This window comes from Microscilla marina ATCC 23134 (assembly GCF_000169175.1).
GTDB lineage: Bacteria > Bacteroidota > Bacteroidia > Cytophagales > Microscillaceae > Microscilla > Microscilla marina.
In genome coordinates this window covers 89858-107396 of the sequence record NZ_AAWS01000026.1, presented here as the reverse complement: position 1 = coordinate 107396, position 17539 = coordinate 89858, and the positions used below count along the sequence as shown (strand labels likewise).

Below are 17539 nucleotides of genomic sequence, written 5' to 3'. Positions count from 1 at the left end.
TATTTCTTTTTGATAATACTATAAAACCAGTTTTTATTATTCTATATGGTCAGTCAGGTTGTATACTATCAAGATTTATCAATTGGGTGCTCCCAATAACGCATCAAGTCTACTTCTTCGTTTAACGGTGCCCCTTGCTCGATATGCCCCACCAAGTGACGGGCAAAATAAGGCGCTAATGACACACCTTTGGTGCCTAAGCCATTAAAAAAACCAATGGCTGGATAATCGGGGTGCAAACCCACCAAAGGACGACGGTCTAGTGTAGCGGGGCGAACTCCTGCTTTTTGTCCCAAAATCTCGTAGGGCAATTTAAGCCATTTATTCAGTTTTTCTTGCAACTGTGCCTTGGCTTTTTCGGTGGGTACAGTGCTCAAGTCTCTCCATTCGTAAGTTGCCCCCACCAAATATTCACCAGGCGCGTCTGACAATGGCAACATAAATACTCCCTGACTAATGACATTTTCCAGGGGTGGTTGTTGGTCTATTTTGATATGCAACAGCTCACCTTTGACCAACCTAAAAGGCATTTGGGCAAAATAAGGGTTATGCTTACCTTGCATGCCTTGACAAAAAATAAGGTGTGTTGCCTCCACATCCTTCCATAGCACTTTGTGGGGTGTTACTTGTACATCATCATACACCAGTTCCACCTTTCGATAACTCCCCAGGGTTTGTAAATACTGACAATACGCATCTAACAGCTTCGATGTATCAAGCCAGCCTCCTTGTTTGGTTTGCCAACCTCCCATTGGGGCATCTAAAAAAGGCTCGTAAAGTTGGTCGTTTACCTTGGTATCAAAAAAATGCTCCCACTCGTTCTGAACACTTTTCTCAAGCAATTGGTCACGTTGCTCTACCGATTTAAATGTACGATAGATTTGTCGGGGATAAAAAAACTGTGTGTTTAATGTCTTTTCCAAGCTTTGATAAAAAGCTTTTAAAAAAGGAAAAAGCTCATCGGCTTTCCAGGTCTTTACTAGTTTTCTGCCCGTAATCGGATTGCAAACACCCCCTGCTACTCTCGAAGAGCTCCCCGCATAAGGCATATCAGTTACCAACACCTTTTTGCCTTGCTGTAGCAAGGTGTACGAAAGTGCCGTACCTGCAATGCCCTGCCCTACAATCAAATAATCTACCTTCATTATATTTTCAAAAAACTACACGATGTTGTAAAAAGTTTAAAACTTATTGCTACAATTCCGCCATCAATGGGTGTATGTCAGTACAAGTTTTCGTTCGGTCAACAAAAGTACAATAAATAGAGTGAGTTGACAGCAATCACAAGATTAATTAAAACAAGGTTACCCCTATTGTATAAAACGCTGGCAACTTGCCAGGCTAACAAAAATACTGTTTTGTTTGACTCTATTTGCCTGACTCTATTTCCGTTGGTTTCATTTTTTGGGGTTCCACTTCTTTTTTTGCCTAAGTATAGCTCTCGACACAAACTCTGCCGAGGTACTTGCCGATTGTACTTCGCCATAATTCACCCCTTCGCCTTCGTTGTTGTACTGTGCCATGGTCTCAGAGGTAGCACCTTTCGACATTGCGTAAGTTGATGCAGACCCTGTTTGTTTGGCTTCGCGGGTTTCGGTACGTTGCAAATAAAAATGAGACAACATATGGTACACTACCCCATCACCGTGGTTAAAGCGTACAATTACCGGATCATCGCCGTATTTCTCGCCTAACTCTTTCGACTTCATCAACACTTTTACCTTTTCTTTGTCCAGTATCTTGATAGGGTAAGACGACCCCTCCAGCCACCATACTGGCTCGGTTTCTTCATCCAAAAAACCTGCAATCACGGGATCTTCACGATCTAACAACTCAATGCGTACTACTTCGTCGCCTGTGGGTTTGCCATTGTAAGCTACCGTGTTAGGAAACCCCACCTCCAGCACGTTTTTAAGTGCCCAGTCGGTGGTAATCAATTGTCCTCCTTTTGCCACAAAAGTAGCCAGTTTACGAGCGCCTTCTGGCGGAAAATCTGCCGCACAGTTTACAAATACAGTTTGATCTCCTTTGAGGCGTAGTTCCAAAAACTGTGAATGGTTTACTTCTATAAAAGGCAAATTGAGGTGAGTAAGTACAAGGTGAATATGATCGTAGGTACCACTGACTACCACCACATCTGATTGGTCTATATTTTCGAGCAACTCTTTTTCTTCGTTGTCCAGGCGGTCTTTGAGCAAACTTTTGGCAAGTTTATACGCCTTTTTCATTTTTTCGTCACCTGCCTTATTGTTTGGTTGGTCATTCATTTGGTTCTGAATCATTGTATGTAAGTTTTTGATAATTATAATCAAAATTAAGGTACAACAATCCCATCAGAAACCCTCCTGGCAACTCCTTTTTTCGAAAAATGACACGCACGAACTTAGCGTTAATGCTTTTTAAACTTCTTCTCTCCTGCTTTTATAGCCATGTTCAAATGGTTGGCAGGGGGTGGAATAGGGCAGGAATAACTAGGGTTATAAGCACAATAAGGGTTGTAAGCTTTGTTAAAATCGATGATAAAACCGGAGGTATTTTGAGGAGGAATTCGCAGGTCAAGGTAACGCCCGGCATCATAGATATACTTGCCATTGGTAAGGTCGGTAAAAGGCATAAAAAGATGAGTTTTGTATTGGGGTAATCGCATCAAACGCCGACTTTGATATACAGGTAAGGTGAGTTTTTTGCCTTGTAGCTCAAAGTGCAAAATTCCATATTGACGATACTTTTGCTTTTGACCACTGGAAGTCACCATATCAAAAAAATCAGTGTTAGGCGTCAACTTCATTTTGGCAAGCACTCGATAAGTAATGTCTACCTTGTAGTATTTGAGCCGTTTAAACTTACGCCGATCAACCTTGCTTAATTGCTCCCCTTTTTTCATTTCTTTGTCCTTGGTCTTTCGCTCACACTTAATCGTCTTTTTGTATTTTTTGGGGTTAAAATCACCTTGCGCCTGGCTATATACCTGAAAACTTAGCAATAAGGTGAATACAAATAATAACTTACGCTTCATTGCACGAAAAAATGAGTTGATATTGAATCTATTCAGGTTCAATATCAACTCATTCCTGATAAATATCAAGCAGATGGTGTTTATATTAAACCTTCCTTAATTCAATACAGTTTCTTTCTTAAGCCACTCACGGGCTTCTTCAATAGAGGCGAAATGCCCACTAGAAAAGCTCCTCATACCAGACTCAACGCTTCTGACAAACTTTTGGCTATTAATATCTTCCGACTTTACAATCGCTGCCTTGGCAATCCCTGCTGCTATCCCTTTTGGGATCATCACATTTTTCATCCAATGCTGGTCTTCCATTGCTACCACACTTGCATGGGTCATATCCGACAACCAACCAGTCACATTATATTCTACAATAGCCTGATACGCGGTCTCTATAGTTTGGCGATATTGTCTGCTCATAGCAAACTTTCTCCAGATCACTTCAATTATATTATATTCTTCATCTAATTGTACAAGTACATAGTGTTCATCAAGTAGCTTTTTCATTGTTTGTGTGTGTTTAAATACTTTAAGGTTTTTAGTGTGACAAGATGACAACAAAAACGAAAATAACGTGAACGTTGTTGCCAAAAAACTGCTTTAAAAGCACAAAAAAGGAGGTTATTGGATAAGCCGATGGTGAGTTATGAATATAAAAGGTTCATTAAAAGGGTAAAAACGAATGCCATGATATTTTTGCTGAAACTATAAATCAGCAAAAGCACAAATCTTTGTTTAATTACAATTAAAACTCTTCAGTTTATCAAGAATATGTAGGCTTTTTTTGTTAAAAAAATATCATTACCTTTGCATTAATGAAACCTTTCATTGCGTTTATCGTAGTTTTGAAAGAAGAAGTTTAAATTAGAAATGTCAAACCCTTACATACATAATCGCATAGAAGCCATTGCTTCGGTACGCATTATCTGGATAGATAATGATGCACTCCGATTATGCCTAAAATTGTAAGGTTCAAATCAATAGATATAAAAACAACACACACACTATTGAAGCCTTTCCTTTTTTGGGAAAGGCTTTTTTTATGTAAAAAATCAAGCTAGTAAAGTTAACTGATGATGATTGAGTCAGTTTTACTTGTAGTTTATTACTGCCGTAAAACGCATAAAAATACTGTATAAAATGATGTATCGACAATCTGTTCAAACGCTTATTCAGATAAGCAAATTACTTTTCATGACTTTGCCTCTTAGGGATTTACCCTCTAAGAACAGATGCCTATTGTCGATGCTGAACTGGTGATTCAACACACCTGTAAGTCATTGTCAAGAGCCTCTCTATTCTTAGGGAGGCTTTTTTTGTGTCCTTTCATCAGCTTTGCTATTAAATTTTAGTTCAATTTTTAAAATCAATTATCTTATGAAAAAGTTAAGTAACCTTCGTAACCTGGGTATAATGGCGCATGTAGACGCTGGAAAAACTACCACTACTGAACGCATATTGTACTACACTGGAATGATTCATAAAATGGGCGAAGTGCACCACGGTAACACTACCATGGACAGCGACCCACAAGAAGAAAAACGAGGCATTACTATTTCTTCTGCCGCTATTACTACCTTTTGGCAACATCAGGGGCAAAAATATCAGTTCAACCTGATAGACACTCCAGGGCACGTAGACTTTACCGTAGAGGTAGAACGCTCACTGCGAGTACTCGATGGAGCAGTCATGTTGTTTTGTGCTGCTTCGGGAGTAGAGCCTCAATCAGAAACTGTATGGCGACAAGCCGACCGTTATGGAGTACCAAGATTGGCTTTTGTGAATAAAATGGATCGCAAAGGAGCTAATTTTTTGAGAGTAGTGGCTGAAATGAAGCAACGTTTGAAAACGAATGCTGTGCCTTTGCAGCTTCCAGTGGGGGCTGAAGACGATTTTAGGGGCGTAATTGATTTATTAAACATGAATTTTATTGTCTGGAACGATGACGATGTAGGGCAAACCTTCCAACGACTTCCGGTTCCTGAAGAGTGGCAGGCAGAAGCGTTGCATTGGCGTGAACATTTGCTAGAACAAGTAGCTGAGTATGACCCGGTGTTGTTAAGCAAGTATGTAGAAAACGCTGAAAGCATCACAGTAGCCGACCTTATGCGTGCCATCAGGCAAGCTGCTTTGCAAATGCACATCACTCCTGTATTGGGTGGTTCGGCATATAAAAACAAAGGGGTACAACCCTTACTTGATGCTGTCATTGACTACTTGCCTTCGCCTCAAGACAAAAGCGAAGTAGTGGGTATAAACCCTGAAACCGAACAGGAAGAAGTGCGTCAAACAACCGTTAATGCGCCATTTTCGGGGCTGGTTTTCAAGGTGTTGGTAGACAAGTTTGTGGGTAAAATGGCGCTGGTCAGGGTATACTCTGGGGTGCTTAACCGGGGCGATTTTGTAAACAATATGCGTACTGGGCAAAAAGTCAGGGCAAGTCGTTTGCGGCAAATTTTGTCTGATAAATATGAAGGCATCGACCAAGCTTCGGCTGGTGATATTTGTGCCGTCGTGGGACTCAAAGATGCCCGTACTGGGGATACTTTAACTGCCCAAGGACAACCTATAGTGTTGGAAGCCATGCAGTTTCCTGAGCCAGTCATTGGATATGCTATAGAAGCTCAAAACCAAAAAGAAGCCGATAAACTGGGCAAAGCGCTTGAAAAAGTAAAAGAGGAAGACCCTTCGATAAAACTGGAGGTAAACCACCAAACCGGGCAAACTATACTGCGTGGTATGGGCGAGTTGCACCTTGAGGTAGTGATAGATCGTATGCAAAACGATTTTGAACTTAGTATCCGAAAAGGGGCTCCTCAAGTAGCTTATAAAGAAGTACTTACTCAGTCGGTAAAACATACATATTTGCTTAAGCGACAAAACGGTGGCAGTGGTAGTTATGCCAAAATAGCCTTTGAATTATCGCCACGCGAAGATGGTAAACCTGGGCTAGAGTTTATAAGCAACATCAAAGGAGGGGCAATTCCTCAAGAGTTTATTCCTTCAGTGAGAAAAGGCTTCGAACTCGGTATGCAGCAGGGTATATTGGCGGGGTATCCGATAGAATCGATGCAAGTACGTTTGTTTGATGGTGGTATTCATGAGAATGACTCTACTGCACAAGATTTTGAACAAGCAGCACTGGAAGGATTCAAAGAGGCAGCTCCCATGGCAAAACCTTGTTTGCTTGAACCTGTAATGATGGTAGAGGCTACCACTCCTGAAGAATACACTGGGGTGATTAATGGCGACATTAACCGCCGCCGGGGTATGATTGTAGGCTTGGAAACCAAAGCCGGATCGCAGATTGTCAAAGCAGAAGTCCCCTTGAGTGAACTTTTTGGCTATGTACCCGCCATCCGTGGTTTATCTTCGGGGCGTGCGTCTGCCAGTTTGAGCTTTTTGCAATATGCCAAAGTTCCTAAACAACTTGAAAACAAGGTGTTGGAACAGTTAAATATACTGGCATAGATACAAACCTCGTTTCTTGTACAAGGAACGGGGTTATTTTTTGTGGTGAGGCTACAAATTCATTATTATACTTAAACAAAAATGGTTTTGAGGATGGATTTTGACTAATTGCCTGAATACCAACATTAATCAATCCTGTAAATCCTAAAAGTCGAGTCTACAGCTTGCTATGACGAGCTCACCGCAGGTAATCACTTTCATCTTAGTATACATTTTCTCTATCTACTTTCTTTTGGGTAGATTTTTTGATTTTCTTCCCATATCTATTTTCCTTTGGGTAGATTTTTTGATTTTCTTCCCATATCTATTTTCCTTTGAGTAAAATTTCCACTTTTATTCTAATATGAGTATTCAAAAACTACCATTACCATACGACTTAGAAACTAAACAAGTATTAAAAAAAGTAAATACTGCAAACAAAGCACTAGCTGAATTAAAAGGAGTAGTATCTAGTATCCCTAATGCAGCTATTTTAATTAATGCATTGGTACTGCAGGAGGCAAAAGATAGTAGTGCTATAGAAAACATTATCACTACACACGACGATTTATACAAAGCCGAATTAAGTTTAGAAGGTATTAAATCACTAGAAGCAAAAGAAGTTCAGAATTATATTGCGGCACTAAAACATGGATTTGATTTAATATCTACACACAAGGTTTTAACAGTTAATCAAATACAAAAAATACAGGAAACTCTTGAAAAAAATAATGCTGGGCTCAGAGCAAACCCTGGGACTACGCTCACAAATGCTACTACAGGTCAGGTAGTATATACGCCACCACAAAACGCCCAAGAAATACAAGAATTGATGACAAACCTAGAGAGGTTTATTAATGATGACGACTTATCAGATTTAGATCCATTAATAAAAATGGCTATAATACATCATCAATTTGAAAGTATTCACCCTTTTTATGATGGCAATGGACGGACTGGACGTATTATTAATGTGCTTTACCTAGTAATTAAAGACTTACTCGAATTACCCATTTTATACCTGAGCCGTTACATTATTGCAAATAAGACTGAATACTATAGATTGTTGCAAGATGTAAGAGAAACAAACAACTGGGAACCTTGGCTTCTCTACATTATAACAGGCGTAGAAAACATTGCTAACGAAACAATTCAAGTAGTAAAAAATATACAACAATTAATGTCTGAGTACAAACATTCAATTAGAGCACAGTATAAAAAATTTTATAGTCAGGATTTATTAAATAACTTATTTAAACACCCATATACAAAAATTGAATTTATGGAAAAAGACTTAGGTGTTTCACGAAAGACTGCAGCCAATTATTTAAATACTTTAGCTAATGATGGTTTTCTTAAGAAAGCCAAACTAGGGCAAGCTAATTATTACATAAATGAACGCTTATACAATATATTGCTACTTTAAAATTTATACTATCAACCAATCACACATTTGTGGTATATCCGACTTTCCGCACGTATGTTCGGGAAAACAAATAATTGATGTAATCACTTGATTGCAAAAGCATTATTTTTTTATGTCGACCAAAAGTTTTACTTTTTGGTATGCAATCATTTCCCATAAGTAAAAACCTTGACCACTTAGGGTTGGTAAGTGGCATGTGTGATCGTTTAAACTTGAGCTCTAAAATAGATGAGCTTTTACCTAACACCAATGGGCTTCATCAAGTAAGCACAGGTACTTGCGTCAAAGCCTTGATTTTAAATGGTTTAGGTTTTGCCGAGCGTCGCTTATACCTGAGTCCTCATTTTTTTTCTGATAAGCCTGTTGCTCACTTATTAGGAGAAAATCTAAGCGCAGAAATGTTCAATGATGATCGTCTTGGTCGTTGCTTGGATGATTTGTATGCCTTTGGTGTAAGTGAGTTATTCAGCCATTTGGCTGCACAGAGTTATGAAATACTGGGTTTGTCAGAAGAAGTAGACTCAGAGTTTCGCCACTTGGATGCGACCAGTTTTGGGTTGGAAGGGCAATATAATAGTGAACTTAACGAAGCAGAGGTTTCTTGCCTTCACATCACCCAAGGTTACAGCCGGGATCACCGCCCTGACCTAAATCAGGTAATGCTTAACTTGGTAGTAGAAAACTCCTCAGGCATACCTTTGCTTATGGAAGGTTTGCATGGCAATACAAGTGACCAAACAAGCTTTGGTCAAACCATTGATGATTATGTAGAACGTTTGCAGAATAATGGTCAGCCTATATGTTGGGTGGCAGATAGTGCCTTATACACTGAGGAAACCATCGGTAAAATCTCAGGTCGGCATTATTGGATCACCCGTGTTCCTTCCAAGCTTACTGCTGTTCAAGAATTACTCCTACAGGTACAGCCAGAGCATATGCAATTCTTCACAGAAGAAAAATTGAAAAACTACCGCTACCAGAAAGTATGCAACAGCTATGGAGGTGTAAGACAAGAATGGATGGTTGTCTTTTCTGAGGCAGGTTATAAGCGAGATGTTCATAGTTTGAAAAAACGTTACCTAAAAAAAAGCAGTGAAGAGCACCAAGACTTTATCAAGCTTTGCAAAAAGGTTTTTAGCTGTAAACAGGATGCAGAAAAAGCCTGGGAACAATTTTCAAAAAAGTGCCAGTACTTGTCAATAGAAGACCTGAATTTTCAACAAGTCAAGGGGTTTAAAAAACCAGGTAAACCTCCCAAAGGAGCTCAAAAACAGACCATAGGGTATCGTATTACAGGGTGTCCACTAACCAAACTCACACACTATGAACAACTAAGACAAAAACAGGGCAAGTTTGTGATTGCTTCCAATGATACAGCACAAAGGTGGGGGAATGGACATAAACTACTGGCTTACAAAGGACAATCTAATGTCGAGAAAGGTTTTAGGTTTTTGAAAGATAAAGCTTTCCTTGCTGATAGCTTCTTTGTAAAAAAGCCAGAGAGACTTGAAGCTATACTCATGATTATGGCATTGTCGCTGATGGTGTATGCAGCTTTGGAGAGAGAATTAAGAAAAAACCTGCAGCAGGAAAAGGAGTTTGTCCTGGATCAAACTAAAAAAGAAACTCAAAAACCCACAATGAAATGGATTTTCGAGTTTTTTAGAGGCATTCACTGCTTGTGGGTTAATCAAGAACAACCTATGCTCATTCTTAATATGAATGAGATGCATACAAAGGTCATTAGGTTACTGGGGCAAGAAGTTAGGAAATACTATCTCCTTGAATAAACGCCTCATAAACAGTGGTTTAATAAATTACTCGGTTTTAGCTACACAGGTGCGGAAAGTCGGGTATATGTGCCTTAGTTTGATACAACAAATATCCTTGTCTTTCTATCCACTCTACATGTATTTGCATTTGATCAAACCAACAGGCTTCGGGAGTAAATAAAAAAACACCTAAAGCCTGCTTAATAGCCGCTTTAGGTGTGGGACAAAAACTTATTGAATACTTCCTAATTCAAATAGGGAAGCTTTTGATAAATGATGTATTTTAATCTGCCATGAGGCGAATAAACTCGTCGAACAAATAACGAGAGTCGTGCGGACCCGGCGAAGACTCAGGGTGGTATTGTACCGAGAATGCTTTCTTGCCTTTAATCTTAATGCCTGCTACCGTATCATCGTTGAGGTTTACATGAGTAACAATGATGTCCTTGTTGCCCTCAACCGATTTGCGGTCTACACCAAAACCGTGGTTTTGCGAAGTAATTTCACTCTTACCTGTAATGAGGTTTTTGACAGGGTGATTCAAGCCACGGTGCCCATTATGCATTTTATAGGTTTTTACCCCCATTGCCAAGGCAATTACCTGGTGCCCCAAACAAATACCAAATACTGGAGTATTGGTTGCCAGCATTTCTTTCACTGTTTCAACTGCATAAGGCATAGATGCCGGATCGCCAGGTCCATTAGAAATAAAGTAGCCGTGAGGTTGAAATTCTTGCATTTCTTCCAAAGAAGCTTTTGCAGGAAACACCTTACAGTAACAATCACGCTCGTGGAAATTGTTCAGAATGTTGGTTTTGATCCCTAGATCAAGCACTGCCACCCTAAACCTGGCACCTTCACTGCCCACAAAGTAAGGTTCCGTAGTAGTTACCTTAGAGGCAAGCTCCAGACCATCCATTGAAGGAGTTTCAGCCAATTTAGTTTTCAAAAATTCAAGGTCAGTATTTTCTGAAGAAATAACTGCGTTCATTGCTCCCTTGTGCCGAATATGCTTTACCAATGCTCTGGTATCTATATCGCTTATGCCTACCAAGTTGGCAGCTTCCAGGTAATCTTGGAGCGAACTATCAGCAGTTTTGCGGGAATAAATGGGTGAGAAATAATTGCATACCATTCCGTTTATTTTCACACTGCTCGACTCATTGTCTTCGTCGATGGTTCCGTAGTTACCAATGTGTGAGGTGGTATTGATGACGATTTGCCCAAAATAAGATGGGTCGGTGTATATCTCCTGGTATCCGGTCATACCAGTATTAAAACACAACTCGCCTGTAGTAGTACCAATTTTGCCCAAGGCTTTGCCTCGAAAAATGGTCTGATCTTCTAAAAGTAAAACAGCCTCCATATAATAATTTATATCTTCACTTTTAGATGCGCAAGTTAGTAGCTTGTGCATTGATATTATAATTTTTGCGCTGTATTTTTTTGTTTTTCTTCTCTGCCCCTTCCTCTCACTCCCACCATTCAGCATAGTTTGTACACACAAGACTATTTCATTTGTCATTTTTTTTAGAAACAAGGCATTGCTTACAAATACCATAAACCTACTCAAATACAGAAAGTTAAAGTTTTTATAGTAAAAACTGCAAAAAAATTTGCTTAGCTAAGTACAATTTAGTATTTGATTACTTAATATAATTATAGATATTTGCATTATTAAAATACGAACCGCGTAGTTAAATTAAATATCAATGAAAAAAATTATCATTACTTACATGGCTTTACTGATCACTTCTTTTGCCATGGCTCAAACGGCTTACATTAAAGTAAGTAATTCCAATTTGTTTGAAAAACCCGCAGTATCTTCCGATGTTCAAGCAGTGTTGCACGCTGGTTGTGAGGTAATGAAGGTAGACTTGGTAAGCCTTGAAAATCGTCTAACAGTATTTGGGCGTATGTAAATGTAAAACTCAAAGGCGAAGGGGAATACGAGGGGTATGTATTGAAAAGTCACCTGATTAAAAGCCGAATAGCAGTAAACACCCGCAACTATGTGTACAAACCATCGCGTAGAGGTAGCAAACAACAAATCTACTGGTCGGGTGCCAAGCCTACAGTAAGACACCTCCAAGCAAATGCTCAGAAACCTTTTATTGGGCGAAAGTTTAGCAAAAACAACAAAGGCATTTATTATTTGAATGACCGTGGACGTAAAATCTATATTAGCAGAAATAAATAATCAATCACCCACAGGTAAACAAAAAAAGCGTTGCCAATGATTATAAAATCATTGGCAACGCTTTTTTATATTCCGCAACATAAGAAATGCTATAGATAAAACCTCTTTTCTTTGATGTACAAATCTACCGATTCGGGTACCAGGTATCTGATAGATTTTTGTGCTTTGATACTTTTGCGAATAAAAGTGGCAGAGATACTCATTAAAGGTGACTCTACAAAACTAACCTTGGGGTGTTTGTCTAAATCGCTGGGGCGCGAATCGGGGCGCGGGTATACATATAATCTAAAGTACTCAAGAATTTGCTCGTAGTTTTTCCATTTATGAAAGTGACTCAGGTTGTCACCCCCCATGATCAAACCAAACTCATGATCTGGGTGTTTTTCCTGTAGCACTGTGAGCGTATCGATGGTGTAACTGGGACGAGGCAAATGAAACTCTACATCGCAGGTTTTGAGCTTATAATTATCCTGGATGGCTTTTTCTACCATATCTAGGCGGTCAAACTCGTGCAACAATGACTTTTGTTTCTTAAAAGGATTTTGCGGCGAAACCACAAACCACACTTCTTCGAGGTGGGTGTTTTCTGCCATTGTATTGGCTATAATCAAGTGTCCGATATGGATGGGGTTGAAGGAACCGAAAAACAAACCTATTTTCATTGATTGTGAAATTAGTTAGTTTAAGGAACGTGATCGCAATAACTGTCCGATTTAGAACAAATCCTCTTTACTGACTTTCGTTACTTTTAGCCTTTGGCAGAGCCCGGCGCAGCAGGGCTGCAGCCATCGGTTTTCGCCGTAGCTATAAAAGTGCCTCAGTCAGTCTTGAATATATGCCCTCAATCTCGACACTTATTTTGAACATGTTCCTAAGTAATTTGATTGATTGATTTGGGGCTTATAAAGTCTTGAATAATCTCATCTACATTTACCAAAGTGTCTTTTAGGGTTTCATTTACTACAATAATATCAAACTTGTCCTGATCTTGTAGTTCTTTTTTTACTTTCGCCAATCGGCGCTGTAAACTTTCTTCAGTTTCGGTATTACGGGCACGCAAACGTTTTTCTAAGACTTCTAAAGAGGGTACTTTCACAAAAATAGACAATGCATCGTTTTGGTAATAACTTTTAAGGTTAATGCCTCCTTTTACATCTACGTCAAACAATACGTGTTTTCCAGTATTACGAATTTTTTCTACTTCTGCCTTGAGTGTGCCATAAAAATTGTCTTTGTACACCTCCTCCCACTCTACAAATTCCTGTGCATCTATTTTTTGTTTAAACTCTTCCACAGTCAAAAAGTAATAATCTTTTCCATGGGTTTCATGTACGCGTTTGTTACGGGTGCAGGCAGATACAGAAAAACCGAATTGTGCTTGATTTTTTAATAAATGTTGTACTATAGTGGTCTTTCCAGAGCCAGACGGTGCTGAAAATATAATCACCTTTCCTTGGGTAGGAGTTGGTGTGGCGTGCTTTTGTTCCGAAAAATTGTTTTCCATGCACAAAAATGCGCACTAAACTACAAAATACAAAACAAAACAGAGAATGATGTTTTAACTGCCTTCTTCTTTAAGTTTCGACTTGATACAATCAATCAAATCTTGTGGGACTGCTTTGCGCTCTATTTTATTATGCAATAAATCTTTCAGGCAACTGTTTTGCTCGTAGCAATCAGTACACATTTTACAGTCTTTTATTTGCTCCAGAATCTGGGCTGCTTTTTCAGGATCAGTTTCGTTGTCTACCACTAACTGTAGTTTATCCAGGCATATTTGAGGATCTTTACATTTTGACCCACAGTCGGACTTGCTTCCTCCGAACGTAAATAGTTTTTTTATTGATGACCACATATCAATAACAGAAATAAAGGTTTAAATTTTTAATTAAAAAGGTGCTTTTAGAAGTTATAAGTCACGATAAGTCCTTAATTACCCATACATATTGGTGCAGTTAGTTATAAGCTAAAGGCATACTAAGCATTATTTTTTGACTTGCGCTTGTCCTCATAACCCATTTTTTCGGCATAATCTTTTAATTTTTCTTTTAAAAGATTTCGAGCCCGGTGTAGTCTGGAGCGTACCGTACCTATAGGAATATCCAGTATTTTAGACATTTCTTCATAAGTAAATCCTTCTATATCGCAGAGAATAATTACTGTACGAAAGTCTACTGCCAGCGCATTGAGCGCGTTGGCTATTTCGTCGCCTATCATACTCTGGAGCACTTCTACCCGCAGATCTGCAGTAACATTGAGCTCGGTATCTTCAGAGTTGTAGATACTTTCAACTTCCTGATAATCAACTTTGGCAGGTTCTTTTACTTTTTTACGGAAGTTATTAATAAAGTTATTTTTCAATATTCTGAACAACCACGCTTTGGCATTAGTTCCTTTCTGAAAAGATTCTATAAAACGAAATGCACGCAAATAGGTATCTTGCACAAGATCTTTGGCGTTGTCTTCATTTAAGGTTAAATGAAAAGCGTAGTTGTACGCCGCATCAATATGAGGCATAAACTCCAGATTAAATATATTTTCTTTTTCTTGTTCCGAATATTTTTGAGGTGTTGTTTCCATTGCCAAACCTGGGGTTATCTTCCTGTAAACTATCAAACAAAACTAATGCTTTATTCTTGATTTATGCAATAAACAAGGCGATGTTTTGCCATCTGTCACGGGTGCTACAACAAGCAGTGAATGAATAGGGTAAATTCTTATGAATAATGTTTAACTTTGTGGCTGTTTGTAAATTTCCCAATGTCTGAGATAAATCTTTTATGCCTCAAATAAGCGCAGTTATTATTACTTATAATGAAGAACAAAACATTGGACGCTGCATTGACTCATTGCAAGGTGTAGCAGATGAAATTGTGATTGTAGATTCTTTTTCTACTGATGGTACAGAAGCTATATGTCTTAAGCGAGGAGTAAAGTTTGTACAACACAAATTTGAAGGGCACATAGAACAAAAAAACTATGCCATTACCCAAGCTACTCACCCCTGTGTGTTGTCGCTGGATGCAGACGAGGCGCTGGACGATGAATTACGCCAATCTATTTTGGCTGTGAAAGAAAACTGGACGGCGGATGGTTATAAGATGAATCGGGTAACCAATTATTGTGGCAAATGGATGTGGTACGGAGGATGGTACCCTGATACTAAGTTGCGTTTATGGAAAAGCCACAAAGGAGCTTGGGGAGGTTTGAATCCACACGACGAGTTTATGATGGAAGAAGGTGCCAAAATAGTTCACCTTAAGGGCAACCTACTCCACTACAGTTACTATTCGGTAGAGGGGCACATAAGTCAAATGAATAAATTCTCATCTATTTCTGCCAAAAGTTATTACGACAAAGGCAAGCGTTCCAATGTATTTTTGATTGTGACCAAACCTTTGGTTGCTTTTTTAAAAGCTTATCTATTAAAGCGTGGCTTTTTGAGTGGTTATTATGGTTTTGTTATTGGTATCATGGATGCCCAAACTACTTTTCTGAAATATGTAAAACTGAGGGAATATCAACAACAGCAAAAAAATAAATAAGCTTTTTTGAAAAGAATTAATATTGAGGAAACGGACGCCTATTCAAATATGAGTATTACAAAAAATAAGAAACAAAAAATATTAATCATCAGGTTTTCAGCAATTGGTGATATTGTGTGGACATCACCTGTGGTGCGTGTACTCAAACAACAACTTCCTAATGCTGAAATACACTTCTGTACCAAGTATGTGTATAGAGAAATGGTGATAGCTAACCCCTATATAGACCAACTACATTTTTTAAAAGATAGCCTCAGTGAGCTGGTGTCTGACCTCAAAAAAGAAAAGTTTGATATCATCATCGACTTACACAAAAATGTGCGCACACGTTTAATGCGTCTGCAACTTCGACGTAAAACCTATAGTTATCATAAATTCACCTTACGCCGTTGGTTATTTGTAAAATTTAAGGTAAAAACAATGCCCAACTTGCATGTGGCAGATCGTTATTTGCAAACCATTCAACCATTGGGTGTACAGTATGACGGCAAAGGATTAGATTTTTTTATACCTAAAGAGCAAGAAGTTGATATTCAACAATTTTTGCCTGCCACCCACCACAAAGGATATGTGGCTTTTGTGATTGGCGCCAGCCAGTTTACCAAAATATTACCCTTAAACCGCATGCTGGAATTATGCGAAAAAATTAACCGCCCTTTGGTACTTATTGGAGGCAAAGAAGATCAAATAACCGGAGATAAAATAGTTGCTCATTTTGCCAATAAACCTGCTGGTAACCTGGCTATATTTAATGCCTGTAATCAACTAAGCATTAGTCAGTCGGCTTCTATAGTAAAACAAGCTGAACTTGTTTTTGGGCAAGACACTGGGCTTACCCATATCGCAGCCGCTTTTCAAAAACAAATTTATGCCGTTTATGGTGGAACCTCTACCTTGGGGTTTTACCCGTATGACACCCCTCATGTTATTTTAGAAAACAATGATCTCAATTGCCGCCCTTGCTCAAAATCTGGCAAAAGCCATTGCCCCAAGGGACACTTTAAATGTATGCAAGACATTAAATTTAACTTTGAATTGCCTGAGGTGTATACCTCTGACCCTAAATAAGGGAACAAGCAAAAGAATGGTATCAGTATAATTTGTTCATCATTGAAAAAGCTGCCCGAAAGTATTATCATTAGCCGTACCGATAACCTGGGAGACGTAATGCTTACGCTCCCTATGACAGGATATATCAAATCAATTGCTCCTACTACTAAAGTGTATTTTTTGGGTAAATCTTATACCCGTGCAGTCATCGAATCCAGTAAGTTTGTCGACCAGTTCATTGACAAAGAAAGCGTGGCACAAGATTCTACCATTCTGGCAAACTTACAGGCACAGGCCATTGTGTTTGCCGCTCCCGACAAAGAAGTAGCCAAAGCCGCCAAACAAGCCCGTATACCTCTAAGGGTTGGCACAAGTCATCGATGGTATCATTGGCTTTATTGCAACCAAAAAGTAAACTTTACCCGCAAGCAATCTGAGCTGCACGAAGCACAACTCAATTTTAAGCTGTTTGCTCCGCTAGGACTGCTTACTAACCCGACTCTGGAACAAATAAAGCAATGGTATGGGCTGGAACCTGACCCAAAGGCAACACCTGACAATGATTTTATTCGATGGCTTTCGCCTGATAGATTTAACCTGATCATTCACCCTAAGTCGAAGGGTAGCGCCAAAGAATGGGGGCTCGCTAATTATACACAATTGGTCGAGGCATTGCCTGCCAACAAGTTTCAGGTATTGATTACAGGTATCAAAGCTGAAGGTGACCTTATCAAACAACAAGCGCCCGATATTTTTAATTTTCCTCATGTACACGACCTTACTGGTAAGTTGAGCCTGCCTGAACTGGTAGCACTGACCAGCAAGGCCAATGGCTTTTTGGCAGGTAGTACTGGTCCTTTGCATATAGCCTCTGCCATGGGTATTCATACCTTGGGCATTTACCCTCCCATACGCCCTATGCACCCTGGCAGATGGCAACCGGTAGGCAAGCAGGCACATTACCTTGGGCTGGATAAAAAATGTAATGATTGTCGCAAAAGCAATGTTTGTGCTTGTGTCAGGGCTATTAGTGTCGATCAGGTAAAACAAACTATTGAAGGCTTTCTAAACCATTAATTACTTCCTTTT

At 39.2% G+C, this 17539-nt stretch carries 17 protein-coding genes; 8 read left to right on the top strand and 9 right to left on the bottom strand.

The window, feature by feature from the left end; all coding sequences use genetic code 11:
- Positions 1–68: 68 nt before the first annotated feature.
- The 4 genes from M23134_RS22225 to M23134_RS22210 form a co-directional block, all read right to left on the bottom strand.
- Positions 69–1145: an NAD(P)/FAD-dependent oxidoreductase gene (locus M23134_RS22225; RefSeq protein ID WP_004156264.1), complete on the bottom strand. Its 1077-nt coding sequence runs from the start codon at positions 1143–1145 to the stop codon at positions 69–71.
- A 252-nt stretch (positions 1146–1397) separates the two neighbouring features.
- Positions 1398–2282 (bottom strand): hypothetical protein, encoded by an 885-nt coding sequence (locus tag M23134_RS22220; RefSeq protein ID WP_004156262.1) that lies wholly within the window; start codon positions 2280–2282, stop codon positions 1398–1400.
- 107 nt (positions 2283–2389) lie between these two features.
- Complete coding sequence (locus tag M23134_RS22215; RefSeq protein ID WP_004156258.1) at positions 2390–3016, bottom strand: DUF1684 domain-containing protein; 627 nt, start codon at positions 3014–3016, stop codon at positions 2390–2392.
- Between the two features lie 96 nt (positions 3017–3112).
- Positions 3113–3514: a hypothetical protein gene (locus M23134_RS22210; RefSeq protein WP_045114102.1), complete on the bottom strand. Its 402-nt coding sequence runs from the start codon at positions 3512–3514 to the stop codon at positions 3113–3115.
- An 870-nt stretch (positions 3515–4384) separates the two neighbouring features.
- On the opposite strand from M23134_RS22210, the gene fusA reads away from it, so the two are divergent.
- The 3 genes from fusA (at position 4385) to M23134_RS22195 (ending at position 9673) form a co-directional block, all read left to right on the top strand.
- The gene (fusA, locus tag M23134_RS22205) at positions 4385–6478 is read left to right on the top strand and encodes an elongation factor G (protein ID WP_004156254.1); all 2094 of its coding nucleotides are present in this window, start codon (positions 4385–4387) and stop codon (positions 6476–6478) included.
- Between the two features lie 343 nt (positions 6479–6821).
- A complete protein-coding gene (locus M23134_RS22200) occupies positions 6822–7883 on the top strand; it encodes a Fic family protein (protein ID WP_004156252.1) in 1062 nt (353 codons plus the stop codon).
- Between the two features lie 140 nt (positions 7884–8023).
- A complete protein-coding gene (locus M23134_RS22195) occupies positions 8024–9673 on the top strand; it encodes an IS1634 family transposase (RefSeq protein ID WP_002695583.1) in 1650 nt (549 codons plus the stop codon).
- Positions 9674–9938: 265 nt separating this feature from the next.
- Here the strand turns inward: M23134_RS22195 and carA are convergent, their stop codons facing one another.
- Positions 9939–11072, bottom strand: coding sequence for a glutamine-hydrolyzing carbamoyl-phosphate synthase small subunit (carA, locus tag M23134_RS22190; protein WP_045114113.1), 1134 nt, complete (start codon positions 11070–11072; stop codon positions 9939–9941).
- A 295-nt stretch (positions 11073–11367) separates the two neighbouring features.
- Between carA and M23134_RS22185 the strand changes: the two genes are divergently transcribed.
- Together M23134_RS22185 and M23134_RS22180 are read left to right on the top strand one after the other, a co-directional pair.
- Positions 11368–11577, top strand: a complete 210-nt coding sequence (locus tag M23134_RS22185; RefSeq protein WP_004156244.1) for a hypothetical protein — start codon at positions 11368–11370, stop codon at positions 11575–11577.
- Between the two features lie 41 nt (positions 11578–11618).
- Entirely contained in the window at positions 11619–11855 is a 237-nt protein-coding gene (locus M23134_RS22180; RefSeq protein ID WP_004156243.1) for a hypothetical protein, read from the top strand.
- Positions 11856–11944: 89 nt separating this feature from the next.
- Here the strand turns inward: M23134_RS22180 and nadD are convergent, their stop codons facing one another.
- From nadD to M23134_RS22160, 4 genes are all read right to left on the bottom strand, one after another.
- On the bottom strand, positions 11945–12517 hold the full coding sequence (gene nadD, locus M23134_RS22175; protein ID WP_004156241.1) for a nicotinate (nicotinamide) nucleotide adenylyltransferase: 573 nt from the start codon (positions 12515–12517) through the stop codon (positions 11945–11947).
- Between the two features lie 209 nt (positions 12518–12726).
- Positions 12727–13359 (bottom strand): guanylate kinase, encoded by a 633-nt coding sequence (gmk, locus tag M23134_RS22170; RefSeq protein ID WP_004156236.1) that lies wholly within the window; start codon positions 13357–13359, stop codon positions 12727–12729.
- Between the two features lie 54 nt (positions 13360–13413).
- The gene (locus M23134_RS22165; RefSeq protein ID WP_045114101.1) at positions 13414–13710 is read right to left on the bottom strand and encodes a hypothetical protein; all 297 of its coding nucleotides are present in this window, start codon (positions 13708–13710) and stop codon (positions 13414–13416) included.
- Positions 13711–13832: 122 nt separating this feature from the next.
- A complete protein-coding gene (locus M23134_RS22160; RefSeq protein WP_045114100.1) occupies positions 13833–14435 on the bottom strand; it encodes a sigma-70 family RNA polymerase sigma factor in 603 nt (200 codons plus the stop codon).
- A gap of 200 nt (positions 14436–14635) precedes the next feature.
- On the opposite strand from M23134_RS22160, the gene M23134_RS22155 reads away from it, so the two are divergent.
- Genes M23134_RS22155 through M23134_RS22145 form a run of 3 tightly spaced genes read left to right on the top strand, consistent with a single transcriptional unit; the run spans position 14636 to position 17527 of the window.
- Positions 14636–15400 (top strand): glycosyltransferase family 2 protein, encoded by a 765-nt coding sequence (locus tag M23134_RS22155; protein WP_004156233.1) that lies wholly within the window; start codon positions 14636–14638, stop codon positions 15398–15400.
- A gap of 48 nt (positions 15401–15448) precedes the next feature.
- Positions 15449–16468: a glycosyltransferase family 9 protein gene (locus tag M23134_RS22150; RefSeq protein WP_004156232.1), complete on the top strand. Its 1020-nt coding sequence runs from the start codon at positions 15449–15451 to the stop codon at positions 16466–16468.
- A 42-nt stretch (positions 16469–16510) separates the two neighbouring features.
- Positions 16511–17527, top strand: coding sequence for a glycosyltransferase family 9 protein (locus M23134_RS22145; RefSeq protein ID WP_004156231.1), 1017 nt, complete (start codon positions 16511–16513; stop codon positions 17525–17527).
- The last annotated feature ends 12 nt before the right edge of the window (positions 17528–17539 follow it).

Bases quoted from the DNA above. Each gene is read 5' to 3' on its own strand.
- M23134_RS22225 (WP_004156264.1), bottom strand. From the start codon at position 1,145: ATGAAGGTAGATTATTTGATTGTAGGGCAGGGCATTGCAGGTACGGCA.
- M23134_RS22220 (WP_004156262.1), bottom strand. From the start codon at position 2,282: ATGATTCAGAACCAAATGAATGACCAACCAAACAATAAGGCAGGTGAC.
- M23134_RS22215 (WP_004156258.1), bottom strand. From the start codon at position 3,016: ATGAAGCGTAAGTTATTATTTGTATTCACCTTATTGCTAAGTTTTCAG.
- M23134_RS22210 (WP_045114102.1), bottom strand. From the start codon at position 3,514: ATGAAAAAGCTACTTGATGAACACTATGTACTTGTACAATTAGATGAA.
- fusA (WP_004156254.1), top strand. From the start codon at position 4,385: ATGAAAAAGTTAAGTAACCTTCGTAACCTGGGTATAATGGCGCATGTA.
- M23134_RS22200 (WP_004156252.1), top strand. From the start codon at position 6,822: ATGAGTATTCAAAAACTACCATTACCATACGACTTAGAAACTAAACAA.
- M23134_RS22195 (WP_002695583.1), top strand. From the start codon at position 8,024: ATGCAATCATTTCCCATAAGTAAAAACCTTGACCACTTAGGGTTGGTA.
- carA (WP_045114113.1), bottom strand. From the start codon at position 11,072: ATGCACAAGCTACTAACTTGCGCATCTAAAAGTGAAGATATAAATTAT.
- M23134_RS22185 (WP_004156244.1), top strand. From the start codon at position 11,368: ATGAAAAAAATTATCATTACTTACATGGCTTTACTGATCACTTCTTTT.
- nadD (WP_004156241.1), bottom strand. From the start codon at position 12,517: ATGAAAATAGGTTTGTTTTTCGGTTCCTTCAACCCCATCCATATCGGA.
- gmk (WP_004156236.1), bottom strand. From the start codon at position 13,359: ATGGAAAACAATTTTTCGGAACAAAAGCACGCCACACCAACTCCTACC.
- M23134_RS22165 (WP_045114101.1), bottom strand. From the start codon at position 13,710: ATGTGGTCATCAATAAAAAAACTATTTACGTTCGGAGGAAGCAAGTCC.
- M23134_RS22160 (WP_045114100.1), bottom strand. From the start codon at position 14,435: ATGGAAACAACACCTCAAAAATATTCGGAACAAGAAAAAGAAAATATA.
- M23134_RS22155 (WP_004156233.1), top strand. From the start codon at position 14,636: ATGCCTCAAATAAGCGCAGTTATTATTACTTATAATGAAGAACAAAAC.
- M23134_RS22150 (WP_004156232.1), top strand. From the start codon at position 15,449: ATGAGTATTACAAAAAATAAGAAACAAAAAATATTAATCATCAGGTTT.